This is a genomic window from Streptomyces sp. NPDC127097, from assembly GCF_042724075.1.
In the GTDB taxonomy this organism is placed as follows: domain Bacteria; phylum Actinomycetota; class Actinomycetes; order Streptomycetales; family Streptomycetaceae; genus Streptomyces.
On the sequence record NZ_JBHXFI010000099.1, the window covers coordinates 1 to 16755 of the forward strand.

A 16755-nucleotide genomic window follows, 5' to 3' on the forward strand; every position below is an offset into this window, starting at 1 on the left:
CCTCAGCCCTCCCGTCCCCCCCCCCCCCGCCGCCCCTAAAACGGCGGGCCCCCGTAACCACGCTGCACTCGGGCCCCCGGCGTTTCCGTGTCGCGTCAGCGGCGGTGGCGGCCGCCCTGCGGCGGGTCGGACTGCGGCTCGGCCGCGGCCTCCTGCACGAGGTCCCTGCCGAGGTCGTCGGCGACCCGGTCCAGCGTCTCGCGCTCGGCGCGGCGCCGCTCCTCGGCCTCCTCCTCGGCCCTCTCCTTCGCCTCCATCTCCGCGAAGACATCGATCGGCGCGGGCGCCTTCGCCAGGAAGACCCAGGTGAGATAGACCGCCAGCAGGAACGGCGGGATCTTCAGCGTGATCAGCACCCAGCCGAGCTGGGTGGTGTCCGCCCACCAGTACAGCGGGAAGAGGATCGCGCACTTGGCGAGCAGGATCAGCCCCCAGGCCCAGCTGGCCTTCGCGTACGCCTTCTTCCGGCCCGGGTTACGGGTGCGCCAGGAGAGGTTCTCCTTGAACACCGGCCCCAGGATCAGCCCGATCAGCGGGACGCCCGCGAGCGTGGTGATCATGTAGGCGAGGGCCAGGCCGAGGGTGTAGAGCATGCCCGGCAGGTAGAAGTCCTTGGCGTTGCCGGTCATCATCGCGAAGACCACGCCGAAGGCCACCCCGAAGACGCCGCTGAAGGCGTGCTTGAGGGTGTCCTTGCGCACCAGGCGGGCGGCCGCCAGCACCAGCGAGACGGCCAGCGCGGCGATCGCCGAGAGGTGCAGGTCCTTGTTGATCGTGAAGATCGTGACGAACAGCAGGCCGGGGGCCACGGTCTCCACCATGCCGCGGACCCCGCCGAACGCCTCGAACAGCGCCGCCTCGGTCACCTGCCTGCCGTCGGCGGCTCCGTCGGCGCCCGGGTCGGGCGAGGCGGGTGCGGGGCCTGCGGAGGGGTCCGTATCGGCATGCGCGTCAGTGGTCGGTCGGTCGTGAGACGTCACCGGCTACTCCTGTCCGAGCGGTCGGAGTTCGTACTTCGGATTGAAGAGCACCCGGCGTCCGTGGCTCAGGGAGACCCGGCCCGAGGCGATGAGCTTGCGGCCCGGCTCTATCCCGGCGATGGAGCGGCGTCCGAGCCACACCACGTCGAGGGCCGCGGAGCCGTCGAACAGCTCCGCCTCGAGCGCGGGCACACCGGCGCGCGGGCGCAGCGTGACATGCCGCAGGGTGCCGGTGACCTTCACTATCTGCCGGTCGTCACAGTCGCAGATACGGGTGCATCCCGCGTCCTGCGCGTCCTGTTGCAGCTCGGCGGACTGCAACTCCTCCTCGGAGGAGGACAGCCTGTCGAGCAGCCGGCGGAAACGACCTGCCGGCTTCTCGGGTCGGGTCCCAGCACTCATGGCCCCAGCGTACCGGTGGCCGGGGACCGGGATCACGGCCCGCACGCGGAGTTCGTACCCACCGCACAAAGCCACGGCCGGCCGCCGGGGCGCTACTGCTCGAACCGGTAGCCCATTCCCGGCTCCGTGATGAAGTGCTTCGGATGCGAGGGGTCGCTCTCCAGCTTGCGGCGGAGCTGGGCCATGTACACCCGCAGATAGTTGGTCTCGGTGCCGTACGAGGGCCCCCAGACCTCCTGGAGGAGCTGTTTCTGGCTGACCAGCCGACCCGCGTTGCGGACCAGGACCTCCAGCAGATGCCACTCGGTGGGGGTCAGCCGGATGTCCCGGCCGCCGCGGTTGACCTTCTTCGCGGCGAGATCGACGGAGAAACCTTCCGTCTCCACGATCACCTCGTCATCGGCCGGACCGGTCGGCTCGGCCCGGCGCACCGCCGCCCGCAGCCGGGCCAGCAGCTCGTCCATGCCGAACGGCTTGGTGACGTAGTCGTCCGCGCCGGCGTCCAGCGCCTCCACCTTCTCGTCGGAGGTCTGCCGGGCGGAGAGCACCAGGATCGGCACCCGCGTCCAGCCCCGCAGCCCCCTGATCACCTCGACGCCGTCCATGTCGGGCAGACCGAGGTCGAGGACGATGACATCGGGGTGGCGGGCGGCGGCGAGTTTGAGGGCGGTGGCCCCGTCGGGGGCGGCGTCGACCTCGTACTTGCGCGCCTTCAGGTTGATCACGAGCGCACGCACGATCTGCGGCTCGTCATCGACCACAAGCACCCGGTTCACTGGCGTTCTCCTCGTGATGTCGTCTCCCGGCGGGGCGGGCCCGCCGGGTGGGGGATGCGGGGGATCCGTGCGGTCCGGCTCATGTCGTGGCCTGGGCCGGAAGATCAGGCCGGGCCGGCGGGCGGCCGGGCACGGCGGGGAGGGTCAGCACCATGGTCATGCCGCCTCCGGGGGTGTCCTCGGCGGCGAGCGTGCCGCCCATCGCCTCCGCGAAACCGCGCGCAACGGCCAGCCCCAGGCCCACCCCGGCACCGCGCGGCGCGTCACCGTAGCGCTGGAAGGGCTCGAAGATCCGGTCCTTGGCGCTGTCCGGCACCCCCGGCCCGCGGTCGGCTATCCGCAGCTCCACCCGCTCACCGAGGGCACTGGCCGAGACCAGCACCACCGCCCCGTCCGGGCTGTACTTCACGGCGTTCTCGACGAGATTGGCGACCGAACGTTCCAGCAGCCCCGGATCGACGGCGACGATCGGCAGCTCCTCGGGGATGTCGAGGGTGACACTGCCCTCCGGCACACCGCCGAGCGCCATCGGCACCACCTCGTCGAGGTCGATCTCCCGGATCAGCGGGGTGACCGTGCCGGTCTGGAGCCGGGACATGTCCAGAAGATTGCCGACGAGATGATCCAGCCGGTCGGCGCCGGCCTCGATGCCGGCCAGCAGCTCCGCCTCGTCCTCCGGGGACCAGGCGACATCGTCGGAGCGCAGGGAGGTGACGGATGCCTTGATGCTCGCCAGCGGGGTCCGCAGATCATGGCTGACGGCGGCCAGCAGCGCCGTCCTGATGCGGTTGCCCTCGGCCAGCTCCCGGGCCCGCTCCGCCTCGCCCACCAGCCGCTGCCGGTCCAGGACGACGGCGGCCTGGGCGGCGAACGCGGCCAGCACCCGGCGGTCCTCGGCGGGCAGCACCCGGCCGGTCAGCGCCAGCGCCATGTGGTCGCCCACGGGCATGTCGACATCGGCGTCCTCGGGGCGCAGCAGCGGCGTGCCGTGGTCGGTACCGGCCCGGCCCGCGCAGGTCCACGGCTCGACATCGCCGGCCCGCTCCAGCAGCGCCACCGTCTCCATCCCGAAGGTCTCGCGCACCCGCTCCAGCAGCGCGTCCAGGGTCGTCTCACCGCGCAGCACACTGCCCGCGAGGAAGGACAGGATCTCCGACTCGGCGCGCAGCCTGGCGGCCTGGTGGGTGCGACGGGCGGCGAGGTCCACCACGGAGGCGACCGAGACGGCCACCGCGAAGAAGATCACGATGGCGACGAGGTTCTTGGGGTCGCTGACCGTGAGGGTGTGGGTGGGCGGTGTGAAGTAGAAGTTCAGCAGCAGTGAGCCGACCGCGGCCGACGCCAGCGCCGGCAGCTGCCCGCCGAGCAGCGCGGCGACGACCGTCAGGAAGAGGAACAGCAGGACGTCGTTGGCCAGGCCGGGACCGTTCGCGATGCTGGTCAGCAGCAGCGAGAGCAGCACCGGGCCGACCACGCCGACGAGCCAGCCGGTGATGATCCGGGCCCGCCCCAGCCGCGCACCGCGCGCCACCGGCAGCCCCCGGCCCTTGGCGACCTCGTCGTGGGTGACGATGTGCACATCGAGATCGGGCCCGGATTCCCGGGCGACCGTCGCGCCCACCCCCGGCCCGAAGATGTACTGCCATGCCTTCCGGCGACTGGAGCCCAGGACGATCTGGGTGGCGTTGACGCCCCGTGCGAACTCCAGCAGCGCGCTCGGTATGTCGTCGCCGATGACGTGGTGAAACGTGCCGCCGAGGTCCTCCACCAGGGTGCGCTGGACGGCGAGTTCCTTGGGCGAGGCCGAGGTCAGCCCGTCGCTGCGCGCTATGTAGACGGCGAGCACCTCACTGCCCGAACCCTTGGCCGCCATCCGGGCCGCGCGACGGATCAGCGTGCGCCCCTCCGGCCCGCCGGTCAGCCCGACGACGATGCGCTCCCGCGCCTGCCAGGTGGAACGGATCGAATGCTCCGCGCGGTACTCCTGGAGATACTCGTCCACCCGGTCGGCGACCCACAGCAGCGCCAGCTCGCGCAGCGCGGTGAGGTTGCCCGGACGGAAGTAGTTCGACAGGGCCGCGTCCACCTTGTCGGGCTGGTAGATGTTGCCGTGCGCCATCCGCCGGCGGATGGCCTGGGGCGACATGTCGACAAGCTCGATCTGGTCGGCCCGGCGGACGATCTCGTCCGGCACGGTCTCGCGCTGCCGCACACCCGTTATGGACTCGACGACATCGCCGAGCGACTCCAGATGCTGGATGTTCACCGTCGAGATCACATGGATTCCCGCTTCCAGCAGCTCCTCGACGTCCTGCCAGCGCTTGCTGTTGCGCGAACCGGGGACATTGGTGTGCGCCAGCTCGTCGACCAGCGCCACGGCCGGCCGGCGGGCCAGAACCGCGTCCACGTCCATTTCGGTGAAAACCGTGTCGCGGTACTCCAGCTCCCGCCGCTGGATCTGCTCCAGCCCGTGCAGCATGACCTCCGTACGGGGCCTGCCGTGGTGCTCCACGAACGCCACGACGGCATCCGTCCCCCGCTCCACACGCCGGTGCGCCTCGGACAGCATCGCGTATGTCTTGCCGACGCCTGGTGCCGCGCCGAGATAGATCCGTAGCTTGCCGCGTGCCATGGCCCCATTGTCTTACGTGAAGGCCGCCCCCACCGGGCTGAACCTGCTGCGACCCTACCCAGCGAACAAGGGGACAAAGGGTGCAGTTGGGGGGTGGAGGGTGGGTTTTGACGGGACTCTGATGGGGGGTGGGGGCTGTGGGTGTGGGGGTGTGCGTGTGGGGGGTGCGTGGGTGTGGGGGGGCAGCGATCGGGGTGGTGAGCCGACGATTGGGCAGGGGGCCGTCGGGGCCGCCGGGCCGCCACGGCCACCGGGTCGACAGGGCCGACAGGGCCGACAGGGCCGACAGGGCCGACAGGGCCGACAGGGCCGACAGGGCCGATGGTGAGGCCGAGTCGGCTGGCGGTGGGCGCGACAGGCCGCGGCCGGGGTCGGCGTGCAGGCCCGTCCCGCCGCGTACGGGCGGGCGCCGCGCGAAGAGGTACGCGACGCCCGCCGTGACGTCCGGCTGAGGGGCCGGACCCGGGCGGCGCCCACCACGCACCGCCGTGCGACGGCTGCCCGGCGGCGCGGAGCGCCCGGTCATGCCCCCATGACACCGGCCGGGGCGAAGACGCACCAGCCCAACACGCCTTCCCTGACGCATCACTGACGCCGAACGACCAGTGGTAAGGCATGAACCATGGCCGGAAAAATGCCGTCGCCCGGCCACCTGCCGACTGCGACGATGCCCCCATGACCGAGGCACATCTGACGACCCCCCGCCTGACCGACGTACGCATCGCCCACACCGCCGATCTGGACGTCACCACCCTCAAGGCAGCCCGCGCCCTCCTCTACGACGTCTTCGACGACATGACCGCCGAGGACTGGGAACACTCACTCGGCGGGCTGCACGCCCTGATCCACGAGGACGGCGAACTGATCGGGCATGCGAGCGTCGTGCAACGACGCCTGCTGCACGGGGGCCGGGCGCTGCGCTGCGGATATGTGGAGGGCGTCGGCGTACGCGCGGACCGGCGCGGCCGTGGCCATGGCGCGGCCCTGATGGACGCCTTGGAGCGGGTGGTGCACAGCGGCTACGACCTGGGCGCGCTCGGCGCCGCCGACGAGGCCGCGACCTTCTACGCGGCCCGAGGCTGGCAGCAGTGGCGCGGCCGCTCTTGGGCACTCACCCCGGACGGCGTCCAGCGCACCGCCGACGAGGACGGCTGCATCTACGTCCTCCCGGCCGCGGCCACCCCACTCGACCTCGACTCCGACCTCACCTGCGACTGGCGCGACGGCGACGTCTGGTGAGGCGGGGGAGGCGGGGGTCGGGCGGGGGTCAGAGGGCGCGTCCCGGGTGGGGCCCCTCCCCCTCCCCCACCCACCCCTCACCCCACCCCCGCCTCCCGCTCCGCTCCCGCCTCCGTGATCACCCCATCGCTCAGCTCCAGGACGCGGTCGGCCAGGTCCAGAAGGTTTGCGTCGTGGGTGGCCACCAGCGCCGTGACACCCTCGCTGCGGACGACGGCGCGCAGCAGGTCCATCACCTCCATGCCGGTCTCGGCGTCCAGTTGACCGGTCGGCTCGTCGGCTATGAGCAGCGCGGGGCGGTTGGCGAGTGCACGGGCGACGGCCACACGCTGCTGCTGACCACCGGATAGTTCGCCGGGCCGCTGCTCGGCGTGCTCGGCCAGGCCCACCAGCGACAGCAGAAGCGCGACGCGGTCCTCACGCTCGCGCGGTGGGACCTTCCGCAGCCGCAGCGGCACCCCGACGTTCTCGGCGGCGCTGAGTATCGGTATGAGCCCGAACGACTGGAAGACGAAGCCTATGCGGTCGCGCCGCATCTCCAGCAGCTTGCTCTCGCCGAGGTCGGCCAGCGGTGTGCCGTCGACGGTGATCCGCCCGGAGTCGGGGGTGTCCAGACCGCCGATGAGGTTGAGGAGAGTCGTCTTGCCCGACCCGGAACGGCCGCGCAGGGCGACCAGTTCGCCCCGCGGGACGCGGCAAGACACCCCGCGCAGGGCGTGTACGGCGCCGGCGCCGACGCCGTAGCTGCGGTGCAGGTCCTCGACGACGACCATGGCACCGTCCGCCGGCGGATCAGCGACGGCCACTCCGGCCCTCGTCCCCGCCTCCGGCGCCTTGTGCACCTTCTTCCGAGCCCAGCCCCTGCGCCGGCTCTCACCCGACGCGCTTCCCCCGCCACTCATGAGCTGCTCCCCACTCCCCTCTCGTACCGCTCCCCCGCACCGGCTCCCGTGGCCGCTGCCGCGAGTCCGCCCCGCCCCGCGAGTCCGCCCCAGCGCACCAACTGCCCCTGCCTGACAGCTACTTGCCTTGCCTGCCTCACCGCGGGCCTCGTTCGCCTGCCGGTGATGTCAGTATGCGTAGCGCGCGCTTGGGCAGGCAACGCCTGTGGATAACTCTCGGACCGGCTCCGCCCCACGCTCCGGACCGACCGGATCAACGCCGCATCAGCTCGATGCGGACCCGGTTCAGCCCCCGGACCCGGTTCAGCCCCCGGTGCCGGCCCCGCCGCAGACGCCGACCATGACCACGACCACGACCACGACCAGTCACCCCGCCCTCGTCCAGCAGCCGTTCAGCGTCACCCTGCGCGAAATCGACCGAGCGGCCCCGGGGAGATCTCCCCAGCGCCGCCCGTCCTGTCCCGCGGGGCAGCGCACCCCTCGACACGCCAACCGCCGCACCCACCAGCCGACTCAGCCACACCGCGCACGGCTCAGCCGCCCGACCAGCTCAGTCACCCGACAAGCTCAGCCAAACGACCAGCTCAGCCAGGCTCCAAAACCACCCGCGCTAGCCCCTCCCCGCCCTCGACACCAACTCCTTCAGCCCGACGTTGAGCTCCAGCACATTCACCCGCGGCTCCCCCAGAAATCCGAGGTCGCGCCCGTCGGTGTGTTCCTCGACCAGCTTCTCCACCGCGCCGGCGGGGAGGTGGTTCCGCCGGGCGACCATGGCGGTCTGTAGTTGGGCGTAGGCCGGGGAGATGTGCGGGTCGAGGCCGGAGCCGGAGGAGGTGACGGCGTCCGCCGGGACCTTCGACTCGGGGACTTCGTAGGTCGTGGAGACCCAGCGCCGGCGTTCCTTCACTGCCTTGATGAGGTCAGTGTTGGTGGCGCCCAGGTTGGAGGCGCCGGAGACCTGGAGGTCGTACCGGGGGTTGACGCCGTTGGCCCGGTTGCTGCCCAGCCCCGCCGAGGGGCGCGGCTGGAAGTACCTCAGGTCGGGGACGGGCTCGCCGTCCTTGTCCCGACCCTTGTCGTAGCGCTGGCCGATCAGCGAGGATCCGACGACCTTGCCCTGGGAGCGCACCTCGGACCCGTTGGCCTGATCGGGGAACGCCGCCTGCGCCACCCCGGTGACCGCCAGCGGGTAGAGGACGCCGCAGACCACGGTCAGTACGAGCAGGGCGCGCAGGCCCGCGCCGATCAACCGGGCGGTGTTGCGTACGGAGTTGTTCACGGCGGTCACCCGATTCCGGGGATCAGAGAGATGAGCAGGTCGATGAGTTTGATGCCGATGAAGGGCGCGATGAGGCCGCCGAGTCCGTAGACCGCCAGGTTGCGTCGCAGCATCTTGTCGGCGCTTACGGGGCGGTACCGCACGCCCTTGAGGGCGAGGGGTACCAGCGCGACGATGATCAGCGCGTTGAAGATGATCGCCGAGAGGATCGCGGAGTTGGGGCCCGCCAGCCGCATGATGTTGAGGGTGTCCAGGCCGGGATAGGCCACCGCGAACATCGCCGGGATGATCGCGAAGTACTTCGCGACGTCATTGGCGATGGAGAAGGTCGTCAGCGCGCCCCGGGTGATCAGCAGTTGCTTGCCGATCTCGACGATCTCGATGAGCTTGGTGGGGTTGGAGTCCAGGTCCACCATGTTCCCGGCCTCCTTGGCGGCCGAGGTGCCGGTGTTCATGGCCACCCCGACGTCCGCCTGCGCCAGCGCGGGTGCGTCGTTGGTGCCGTCGCCGGTCATCGCGACCAGCTTGCCGCCGGCCTGTTCGCGCTTGATGAGCGCCATCTTGTCCTCGGGCGTGGCCTCCGCGAGGAAGTCGTCCACGCCCGCCTCGTCGGCGATGGCCTTGGCCGTCAGCGGGTTGTCGCCCGTGATCATGACGGTCTTGATGCCCATCTTGCGCAGCTCGACGAAGCGTTCGCGCATGCCGTCCTTGACGACGTCCTTGAGGTGGATGACTCCCAGGACGCGGGGGCCGCTCTCGTCCTCCAGTGCGACCAGCAACGGGGTGCCGCCGGCCTGCGAGATGGCGTCGGTGAGCTGCTGGGCGTCGTCGGCGACGGTGCCGCCGCGCTCCTTGACCCAGGCGATGACCGAACCGGACGCGCCCTTGCGGACCTTGCGCCCGTCGACGTCCACACCCGACATCCGGGTCTGGGCGGTGAACGGCACCCATGCGGCGTCCGTCAGCTCGCCCTGGTGCCGCTCGCGCAGCCCGTACTTCTCCTTGGCGAGGACGACGATGGAGCGGCCCTCGGGGGTCTCGTCGGACAGCGAGGACAGCTGGGCGGCGTCCGCGACCTCGGCCTCGGTGGTGCCGCGTACGGGCACGAACTCGGCGGCCTGGCGGTTGCCGAGGGTGATGGTGCCGGTCTTGTCGAGCAACAATGTCGATACATCGCCCGCGGCTTCGACGGCACGGCCGGACATGGCGAGGACGTTGCGCTGCACCAGTCGGTCCATGCCGGCGATGCCGATGGCCGAGAGCAGTGCGCCGATCGTCGTCGGGATCAGACAGACCAGCAGGGCGAGCAGCACGATCATGGGCTGTTCGGCGCCCGCGTAGATCGCGAACGGCTGGAGGGTGACCACCGCGAGCAGGAAGACGATGGTGAGCGAGGCGAGCAGGATGTTCAGCGCGATCTCGTTGGGCGTCTTCTGCCGTGCGGCGCCCTCGACGAGGTTGATCATCCGGTCGATGAAGGTCTCGCCGGGCCTCGTCGTGATCTTGATGACGATGCGGTCGGAGAGCACCTTCGTGCCACCGGTCACCGCCGAGCGGTCACCGCCGGACTCGCGGATGACCGGGGCCGACTCGCCGGTGATCGCGGACTCGTCGACGGAGGCGACGCCTTCGACGACATCGCCGTCACCCGGGATGACGTCACCGGCCTCGCACACGACCAGGTCGCCGATGCGCAGCTCGGTGCCGGGCACCTGTTCCTCCACCGCACCGTTCAGCCGGTGGGCCACGGTGTCGGTCTTGGCCTTGCGCAGGGTGTCGGCCTGCGCCTTGCCGCGGCCCTCGGCGACCGCCTCCGCCAGGTTGGCGAAGATGACGGTCAGCCACAGCCAGACGGCGATCGCCCAGCCGAACCAGTCCGACGGGGACATGCAGGCGAAGACCGTGGTCAGCACGGAGCCGACCTCGACCACGAACATCACGGGGGACTTGGCCATCACCCGCGGATCGAGCTTGCGGAGGGCGTCCGGGAAGGACTTGAGCAGCAGCTTGGGGTCGAAGAGGCCGCCGCCCACCCGGCCGTCGCCGGGCTTGTGCCCGCTGGGGACGTCCTGGTGCGGAGCGCGCGTCGGTGTGGCGGTGGACATGGAGCCGGGCTCCTCCGGTTTCACGGGGGCGGTCATGACAGACCCTCCGCCAGGGGCCCGAGGGCCAGTGCCGGGAAGTAGGTCAGACCGGTGATGATCAGGATCGTGCCGACGAGCAGCCCGGCGAAGAGCGGCTTCTCGGTACGGAGGGTGCCCGCGGTCTCCGGGACCGGCTGCTGCTCGGCGAGCGAGCCGGCCAGGGCGAGCACGAACACCATCGGCAGGAAGCGGCCGAGCAGCATCGCCAGACCGATCGTGGTGTTGTACCAGGGGGTGTTGGCGTTGAGGCCGCCGAACGCGGAGCCGTTGTTGTTGGCGCCGGAGGTGAAGGCGTACAACACCTCGGAGAAGCCGTGCGAACCGGCGCCCAGCGCCTTGGTGTTGAGCATCGAGCCCAGTGCGTCCGGCAGCACCATCGAGGCGGCGGTGAAGCCGAGCACCAGCGTCGGGGTGATGAGGATGTAGCAGGCGGCCAGCTTGATCTCGCGGGTGCCGATCTTCTTGCCGAGGTACTCGGGTGTCCGGCCCACCATCAGACCGGCGATGAACACCGCGATGATCGCCATCACCAGCATGCCGTAGAGGCCGGAGCCGACGCCGCCGGGGGCGATCTCGCCGAGCATCATGCCGAGCAGCTGGATGCCGCCGCCGAAGGCCGTGAACGAGGAGTGGAAGGAGTCGACCGCGCCGGTGGAGGTGAGCGTGGTGGCCACCGAGAACATCGCGGAGGAGCCGACGCCGAAGCGGGTCTCCTTGCCCTCCATGGCGGCGCCCGCGGCCTGTAGTGCCGGGCCGCCGTGGGCGAACTCGGTCCACATCATCAGCGCCGTGAAGCCGAGCCAGATGACACCCATCGTGGCGAGCACGGCGTAGCCCTGCTTCACGTTCCCGACGAGCTTGCCGAAGGTGCGGGTCAGCGCGAAGGGGATGACGAGGATCAGGAAGATCTCGAAGAGGTTGGTGAAGGCGGTGGGGTTCTCGAAGGGGTGGGCGGAGTTGGCGCTGAAGTAGCCGCCCCCGTTGGTGCCCAGTTCCTTGATGACCTCCTGGGAGGCGACCGCACCACCGTTGGTCTGCTGGGAGCCGCCCGTGAACTGGCCGACCTCGTGGATGCCGGAGAAGTTCTGGAGGGCGCCGCAGGCGACGAGGACGAGCGCGCCGAGGACGGCGATCGGGACGAGCACCCGTACGGTGCCGCGGACCAGGTCGGTCCAGAAGTTGCCGAGCTCCCCGGTGCGCGAGCGGGCGAAGCCGCGTACCAGGGCGATGGCGACGGCCATGCCGGTGGCGGCGGAGACGAAGTTCTGCACCGCGAGGCCGGCGGTCTGCACGGCGTGGCCCATGGCCTGCTCGCCGCTGTAGGACTGCCAGTTGGTGTTGGCGACGAAGGAGGCCGCGGTGTTGAACGCCTGGTCGGGGCTGATCGACGCGAAGCCGAGGGACAGCGGCATCCCGCCCTGGAGGCGCTGGAGCAGGTAGAGGACGAGCACGCCCGCCGCGGAGAAGGCCAGGACGCTGCGCAGGTAGGCCGGCCAGCGCATCTGGACGTCCGCGTTGGCGCCGATGCAGCGGTAGATGACCTTCTCGGCACGGAGGTGCCTGGGAGAGGTGTAGACGGCGGCCATGTAGTCGCCGAGCGGACGGTACGCCAGGGCCAGCGCCGCGACGAGCGCGGTCAGCTGGAGCACACTTGCGAGAACGGGGCTCATCTGGCCCGCCGCGGCAGCAGCAGTCGACACCTCAGAACCTCTCCGGGAAGACGAGGGCGAGGACCAGATAGCCGAGCAGGGCGGCGGCCACGAGCAGGCCGACGATGTTTTCGGCGGTCACAGCTTCGCCACCCCCTTGGCGACGAGGGCCACCAGCGCGAAGACCGCGATCGTGACGACGACGAAGGCCACGTCGGCCATCGTGTGCTCCTAGATGGATGGGGCGGACAGGACCCCTAGAGCAAAGCGCCCTTCCCGGCTCGCGTGACCGCTGTTGACGCCTCCCTTACGGCCATTAGCGCTCCGTTGACGGCTTTCTTACGCACCACGACCTGACCTGCACAAACGGAAGGGCCCGCACCCCCCATCGGGGAGTACGGGCCCTTGTGACCGTCATGTTCCGGCCGTCACCGGGCGCCTGCGCGCCGGGCGGCCGCCGGTGGGTGTCAGCGGATCTCGGTGATCTCCGGTCCGCGCTCCAGTCGCTCCACACCGCCGCCGAAACGCGACTGCTCGACCGGCTCCTGCTGCACACCGTCCGGCACCATCTGGGCGTCGTCCGGCAGCTTCAGGACGATCGGGTCGCGGGGCGCCATCGGGGCATCGCCGCGGATGATCACGGTGTCCCGGAAGATGTGCTCCAGCACGCCCGCGGCCTGCGGCTGCACCGCGCCCTGGCCGGAGATCACACCCCGCAGGAACCACCGGGGGCCGTCGACGCCGATGAAGCGCACGACCTGCACCCCGTTCGTGCCGTCCGGCAGCTGTACGGGTACCTGGGCACGCAGCTCCCAGCCCAGCGGGCCCTCGACCTCGTCGATGACCCCGCCCTGCTGGGTGATGCCGGCGGCGATCTCCTCACGGACCTCGCCCCAGATCCCCTCGTTCTTGGGGGCGGCGAAAGCCTGGAGCTGTACGGCGCTGTCCTGAAGCACCACGGTCGCGGCGACGATGGCGTCACCGGCGACCTCCACCCGGAGTTCCATGCCCTCGACACCGGGCACGAACAGCCCGCCGAGGTCGACCCGGCCCTCGCCGGGCTCGGAGACCTCCGACGCGTCCCAGGGACCGTCGGGACGCGGCGCGGGCGGAAGGCTGAGCCGCTGCTGCTCCGCCTCTTCCTCGTCGGCGTCGCTCACCGCTCGCTCGTCGAGCGTGGTGTCCTTGGCCGACTCTTCAGGAGCCTCGTTCTTCTTGCGACGTCCGAACACGTCACTGTCCTTCCCGGTCGGCACCGACCGATGCGTATTCATTCCCGCCCGTGGAGCCGCCCACCGCCGCATGACCGCCGGTGGAACCGAATCCCCCCTCGGCCCGCGCCGAGCCGGGAAGTTCCGCCACCTCGTGGAAGCGCACCTTCTCGACCTGCTGGACGACCAGTTGGGCGATCCGGTCGAATCGTTCGAACCGCACGCGCTCGCGCGGGTCCAGATTGACCACGATCACCTTGATCTCTCCACGGTACCCGGCATCCACCGTCCCGGGGGCATTCACCAGCGCCAATCCGCAGCGCGCGGCCAGCCCGGACCGCGGGTGCACGAAGGCCGCGTAGCCGTCGGGCAGCGCGATCGACACCCCGGTGGGCAGCACGGCGCGCTCCCCCGGCGCCAGCTCGGCCGCCTCGGTGGTCACCAGATCCACGCCCGCGTCGCCGGGATGCCCGTACGACGGAACGGGCACGTCCGGGTCCAGCCGGCGCAGCAGCACATCCACCGGATTCCGTACCTGACTCACGGGTTCACCTCGAAGGCACGCGCTCGTTTGACCTGGTCCGGGTCGGCCATCGCCGCCTGGATCTCCTCGGTCCTGCCGTTGTCGATGAAGTGGTCGACCTTCACCTCGATGAAGACGGCTTCGGCGCGCACCGCGACCGGGCCGTCCGGGCCGCCTATGCGCCCCACGGCCGTCGAGTAGATCTTTCTGCGGTGCACGGCGGTGACCCGCGCGTCGAGGTGCAGCACGGTGCCCAGGGGGACCGGCCGTACGAAGTCGGTCTCCAGGCGGCCGGTCACCGCGATCACCCGCAGCAGCCAGTTCAGCGAGCCGAGGGTCTCGTCCAGCGCGGTGGCCAGCACTCCGCCGTGCGCCAGACCGGGCGCACCCTGGTGGGCCTCCTTGACGGTGAACTCGGCGGTCACGCTCACGCCGTCGCCGGCCCGCGCCTCCAGGTGCAGACCGTGGGGCTGGCCGGTGCCGCAGCCGAAGCACCGGTCGTAGTGCGCGCCGAGGAGTTCTCCGGGTGCCGGCGCCTCGGCATGCCGGACCGGAGCGACGGCGTCCGTCGGTGGCGTCAGCCCCGCCCTCGTTCTGTCAGTTCCACTCACGAGTGCAGACCCTACCCGCGCGCGTAGCGGGCCCGCGCCGCCGTGCCAAGCTGGAGCCATGCAGTCGTACGAAGAACGTCTCACCGCGCCCCGGTCCTGGTGGCTGATCGCCGCGCTGATCGGCGTCGCCTGTGCCCTGATGCTGCTGCCCCTGGGGACGCTCCCGATGCTCGGCGGGCTGATCGGTGGCGCGGCACTGGCCGCGGTGGGCGTGAGCGGGTACGGCTCGGCGCGGATCCGGGTGGTGGGCGGCGCGCTGATCGCCGGCGACGCGAAGATCCCGGCGACGGCGCTGGGCGAGGCCCGGGCGCTGGACGCGGACGAGGCGCTGGCGTGGCGTACGCACAAGGCCGATGCGCGGGCGTTCATGCTGCTGCGCGGCTATATCCGTACCGCGGTGCGGGTGGAGATCACCGACCCCGAGGACCCGACGCCGTACGCCTATCTCTCGACCCGGGAGCCGGCGCGTCTGGTGGCGGCACTGGCGGCCGTACGCGGCTGACCTGCGGTTTCCGGCCCGGATCAGTCAACCGGCGGGAGCGGGGGCCGGGCGGTCCCCGCGTCGTCCGTGCGGGCGGCCGGCGCGGAGCCGGGGAGGGCCTCCCAGGGGACCTGCTTCGTGCGCAGGTCCTTGCGGACCTTGTCCGCAAGCTTCCGGGTGTCCCTGCGGTTCATGAGCGCGCCGACGGAGGCACCGATCATGAACGGGATGAGGTTGGGGAGATTGCGCAGCGTGCGCTTCATGATCTGCTGGCGCAGTTCGCGCCGCATCTGCATGCCGAGGGCGATGTTCAGCGAGGTCGGTTTCGCGATGTCGATCCCCCGCTCCTCGCTCCAGGACATCACATAGGCCATTCCCCGCTGCCGGAAATTGCCCGCCGGCCGCAGGCCATAGACCTCGTGCAGCTCGGCGATCAGCTTGATCTCGACCGAGGCGACGCCGGTGACCTCGGCGGCCAGCTCGGCCGGCATGGCGGGCGGTACGGGCAGCATCGCTGCCGCGCCGACGCCCGCTCCGACGGTGGCGGTGCCCCTGCAGGCGCCCGCGACGAGCTTGTCGGCCAGGTCCTCGGGGGTCAGTCCGGGGAACTGGGCGCGCAGGGTGGCGAGGTCGCGGACCGGGATCCGCGGGGCGAGCTCGATGATCTGGTCGGCGACCACGGCGAGCCCTGCCCGCACCCTGCCGCCGGCACCGCGACCGAGCACGGCCGCGAGCGAGGCCGTGCGGCCTCGCTCCTTCGATGCACCGGTCGTCCGCTCCGCGGGGAGGGCGGTCGGGTCGGCGGGCACGGGCGCGGTTTCCTTGCGTGATCGTGCGCCGGCCGCCGGTCCTTCGGCGCCCTTGGGTCCCTTACGGAACGGGTTCACGCCTGCCACGGCGCAGACCGTTCTCAGGCCGCGCAGTCGCGGCAGATCGGGTTGCCGTTCTTGTCCTCCGCGGCCAGCTGGCTGCGGTGGTGGACCAGGAAGCAGCTCATGCACGTGAACTCGTCCTGCTGCTTGGGCAGCACGCGCACAGCGAGCTCTTCGTTGGAAAGGTCCGCGCCCGGCAGCTCCAGGCCCTCGGCCTGCTCGAACTCGTCGACGTCGACGGCCGAGGCGGACTTGTCGTTCCGCCGCGACTTCAGCTCTTCAATGCTGTCCTCGTTGAGGTCGTCGTCGGTCTTGCGTGGGGTGTCGTAATCCGTAGCCATTTTCGCTCTCCCCCTCTGGGTGTCTGCGGTGTCTCAGCGCTCGTAACGCGTGAGAGGCCGGACTTGTGCCCGACCTGAGGCGGAGATTTTGCCTCACATCAAGGTCTGTTACTCAATCGACACCCAACCGCACCCCTGAAGAGGTGATCGGTTTGGATGGCGATCAGGACCGTACACGGTCCGAAAGTCGCACCTCGCGCAGCCCACCACCTGTACTTCCCGTGATCTCACCCCCCGGAAACCCGGACTTCCCCGGCATTCCGACGGGCATTCTGATCACGGAGCGTAGATGGCTGGAATTTCGCGCCTGTGAGGGATCACACACGCAAGGACCGGCAGGCGGACCGGTTCAATTCCGCGCAAAGCGAACTCGGGGCGAAGGATCCATGCCGACCCCCCTTCTCGTCAAACCGGGAGGCGAGGCTGCATACGGCCGCGAGACGAGCGATCGTACGCACAGATGTCCGATGCCTGCCCACGGGGGCGTACAGGGGCTCCAGCGGGCGTACAACCGCGCTCCGGCCTGCGTCAGAGCGGCAGGACGACCCGCATGATCAGTCCCCCGCCCTCACGCGGCTGCGCACTGATGCTCCCGTCATGGGCCCGCACCACCGACCTCACGATCGACAACCCCAGACCCACACCCTTGTCACTACCGGTCCGCTCGGTCCGCAACCGCCGGAACGGCTCGAAAAGATTCTCCACCTCATACG

17 protein-coding genes are annotated in these 16755 nt (G+C 70.6%); 2 read left to right on the forward strand and 15 right to left on the reverse strand.

Annotated elements, in window-relative coordinates; genetic code table 11:
- Positions 1-95 precede the first annotated feature (95 nt).
- The 4 genes from ACFWJW_RS36765 to ACFWJW_RS36780 form a co-directional block, all read right to left on the reverse strand.
- Positions 96-980 (reverse strand): DUF3159 domain-containing protein, encoded by an 885-nt coding sequence (locus ACFWJW_RS36765; RefSeq protein WP_387249480.1) that lies wholly within the window; start codon positions 978-980, stop codon positions 96-98.
- A 3-nt stretch (positions 981-983) separates the two neighbouring features.
- A complete protein-coding gene (locus ACFWJW_RS36770; protein WP_085928285.1) occupies positions 984-1382 on the reverse strand; it encodes an OB-fold nucleic acid binding domain-containing protein in 399 nt (132 codons plus the stop codon).
- 92 nt (positions 1383-1474) lie between these two features.
- Positions 1475-2158 carry a response regulator gene (locus ACFWJW_RS36775; RefSeq protein WP_386222305.1) on the reverse strand — a complete coding sequence of 228 codons (684 nt, stop codon included), beginning with the start codon at positions 2156-2158 and terminating at the stop codon, positions 1475-1477.
- Between the two features lie 79 nt (positions 2159-2237).
- A complete protein-coding gene (locus ACFWJW_RS36780) occupies positions 2238-4790 on the reverse strand; it encodes an ATP-binding protein (protein WP_387249487.1) in 2553 nt (850 codons plus the stop codon).
- A gap of 675 nt (positions 4791-5465) precedes the next feature.
- On the opposite strand from ACFWJW_RS36780, the gene ACFWJW_RS36785 reads away from it, so the two are divergent.
- Entirely contained in the window at positions 5466-6029 is a 564-nt protein-coding gene (locus ACFWJW_RS36785) for a GNAT family N-acetyltransferase (RefSeq protein WP_387249489.1), read from the forward strand.
- A gap of 77 nt (positions 6030-6106) precedes the next feature.
- Here the strand turns inward: ACFWJW_RS36785 and ACFWJW_RS36790 are convergent, their stop codons facing one another.
- The 8 genes from ACFWJW_RS36790 to ACFWJW_RS36825 all read right to left on the reverse strand — a co-directional run bounded on the left by ACFWJW_RS36790 (position 6107) and on the right by ACFWJW_RS36825 (position 14348).
- Positions 6107-6802, reverse strand: a complete 696-nt coding sequence (locus tag ACFWJW_RS36790) for an ABC transporter ATP-binding protein (protein WP_387249521.1) — start codon at positions 6800-6802, stop codon at positions 6107-6109.
- Positions 6803-7541: 739 nt separating this feature from the next.
- The gene (gene kdpC, locus ACFWJW_RS36795) at positions 7542-8210 is read right to left on the reverse strand and encodes a potassium-transporting ATPase subunit KdpC (protein ID WP_387249491.1); all 669 of its coding nucleotides are present in this window, start codon (positions 8208-8210) and stop codon (positions 7542-7544) included.
- A 5-nt stretch (positions 8211-8215) separates the two neighbouring features.
- Entirely contained in the window at positions 8216-10315 is a 2100-nt protein-coding gene (gene kdpB, locus ACFWJW_RS36800; protein ID WP_387249495.1) for a potassium-transporting ATPase subunit KdpB, read from the reverse strand.
- A 32-nt stretch (positions 10316-10347) separates the two neighbouring features.
- Positions 10348-12024: a potassium-transporting ATPase subunit KdpA gene (gene kdpA / locus ACFWJW_RS36805; protein ID WP_387249525.1), complete on the reverse strand. Its 1677-nt coding sequence runs from the start codon at positions 12022-12024 to the stop codon at positions 10348-10350.
- Positions 12025-12055: 31 nt separating this feature from the next.
- A complete protein-coding gene (kdpF, locus tag ACFWJW_RS36810) occupies positions 12056-12145 on the reverse strand; it encodes a K(+)-transporting ATPase subunit F (RefSeq protein WP_387249499.1) in 90 nt (29 codons plus the stop codon).
- Between the two features lie 325 nt (positions 12146-12470).
- Positions 12471-13235, reverse strand: a complete 765-nt coding sequence (locus tag ACFWJW_RS36815) for a DUF3710 domain-containing protein (RefSeq protein ID WP_387249501.1) — start codon at positions 13233-13235, stop codon at positions 12471-12473.
- 1 nt (position 13236) lies between these two features.
- Positions 13237-13758, reverse strand: a complete 522-nt coding sequence (gene dut / locus ACFWJW_RS36820; RefSeq protein WP_362828957.1) for a dUTP diphosphatase — start codon at positions 13756-13758, stop codon at positions 13237-13239.
- Positions 13755-14348 (reverse strand): PaaI family thioesterase, encoded by a 594-nt coding sequence (locus ACFWJW_RS36825; protein ID WP_387249506.1) that lies wholly within the window; start codon positions 14346-14348, stop codon positions 13755-13757. The genes dut and ACFWJW_RS36825 overlap by 4 nt, the downstream gene beginning before the upstream one ends.
- A 58-nt stretch (positions 14349-14406) precedes the next feature.
- Here ACFWJW_RS36825 and ACFWJW_RS36830 point away from each other — a divergent pair, with 58 nt between their 5' ends.
- Positions 14407-14850 carry a DUF3093 domain-containing protein gene (locus ACFWJW_RS36830; RefSeq protein WP_387249508.1) on the forward strand — a complete coding sequence of 148 codons (444 nt, stop codon included), beginning with the start codon at positions 14407-14409 and terminating at the stop codon, positions 14848-14850.
- A gap of 20 nt (positions 14851-14870) precedes the next feature.
- Here ACFWJW_RS36830 and ACFWJW_RS36835 read toward each other — a convergent pair whose 3' ends face one another.
- The 3 genes from ACFWJW_RS36835 to ACFWJW_RS36845 all read right to left on the reverse strand — a co-directional run.
- Positions 14871-15638 carry a hypothetical protein gene (locus ACFWJW_RS36835; RefSeq protein ID WP_387249511.1) on the reverse strand — a complete coding sequence of 256 codons (768 nt, stop codon included), beginning with the start codon at positions 15636-15638 and terminating at the stop codon, positions 14871-14873.
- 101 nt (positions 15639-15739) lie between these two features.
- Positions 15740-16042, reverse strand: coding sequence for a DUF4193 domain-containing protein (locus ACFWJW_RS36840; protein WP_016575747.1), 303 nt, complete (start codon positions 16040-16042; stop codon positions 15740-15742).
- Between the two features lie 528 nt (positions 16043-16570).
- A partial coding sequence (locus tag ACFWJW_RS36845; RefSeq protein WP_387249514.1) for a sensor histidine kinase occupies positions 16571-16755 on the reverse strand: 185 nt, incomplete at its 5' end.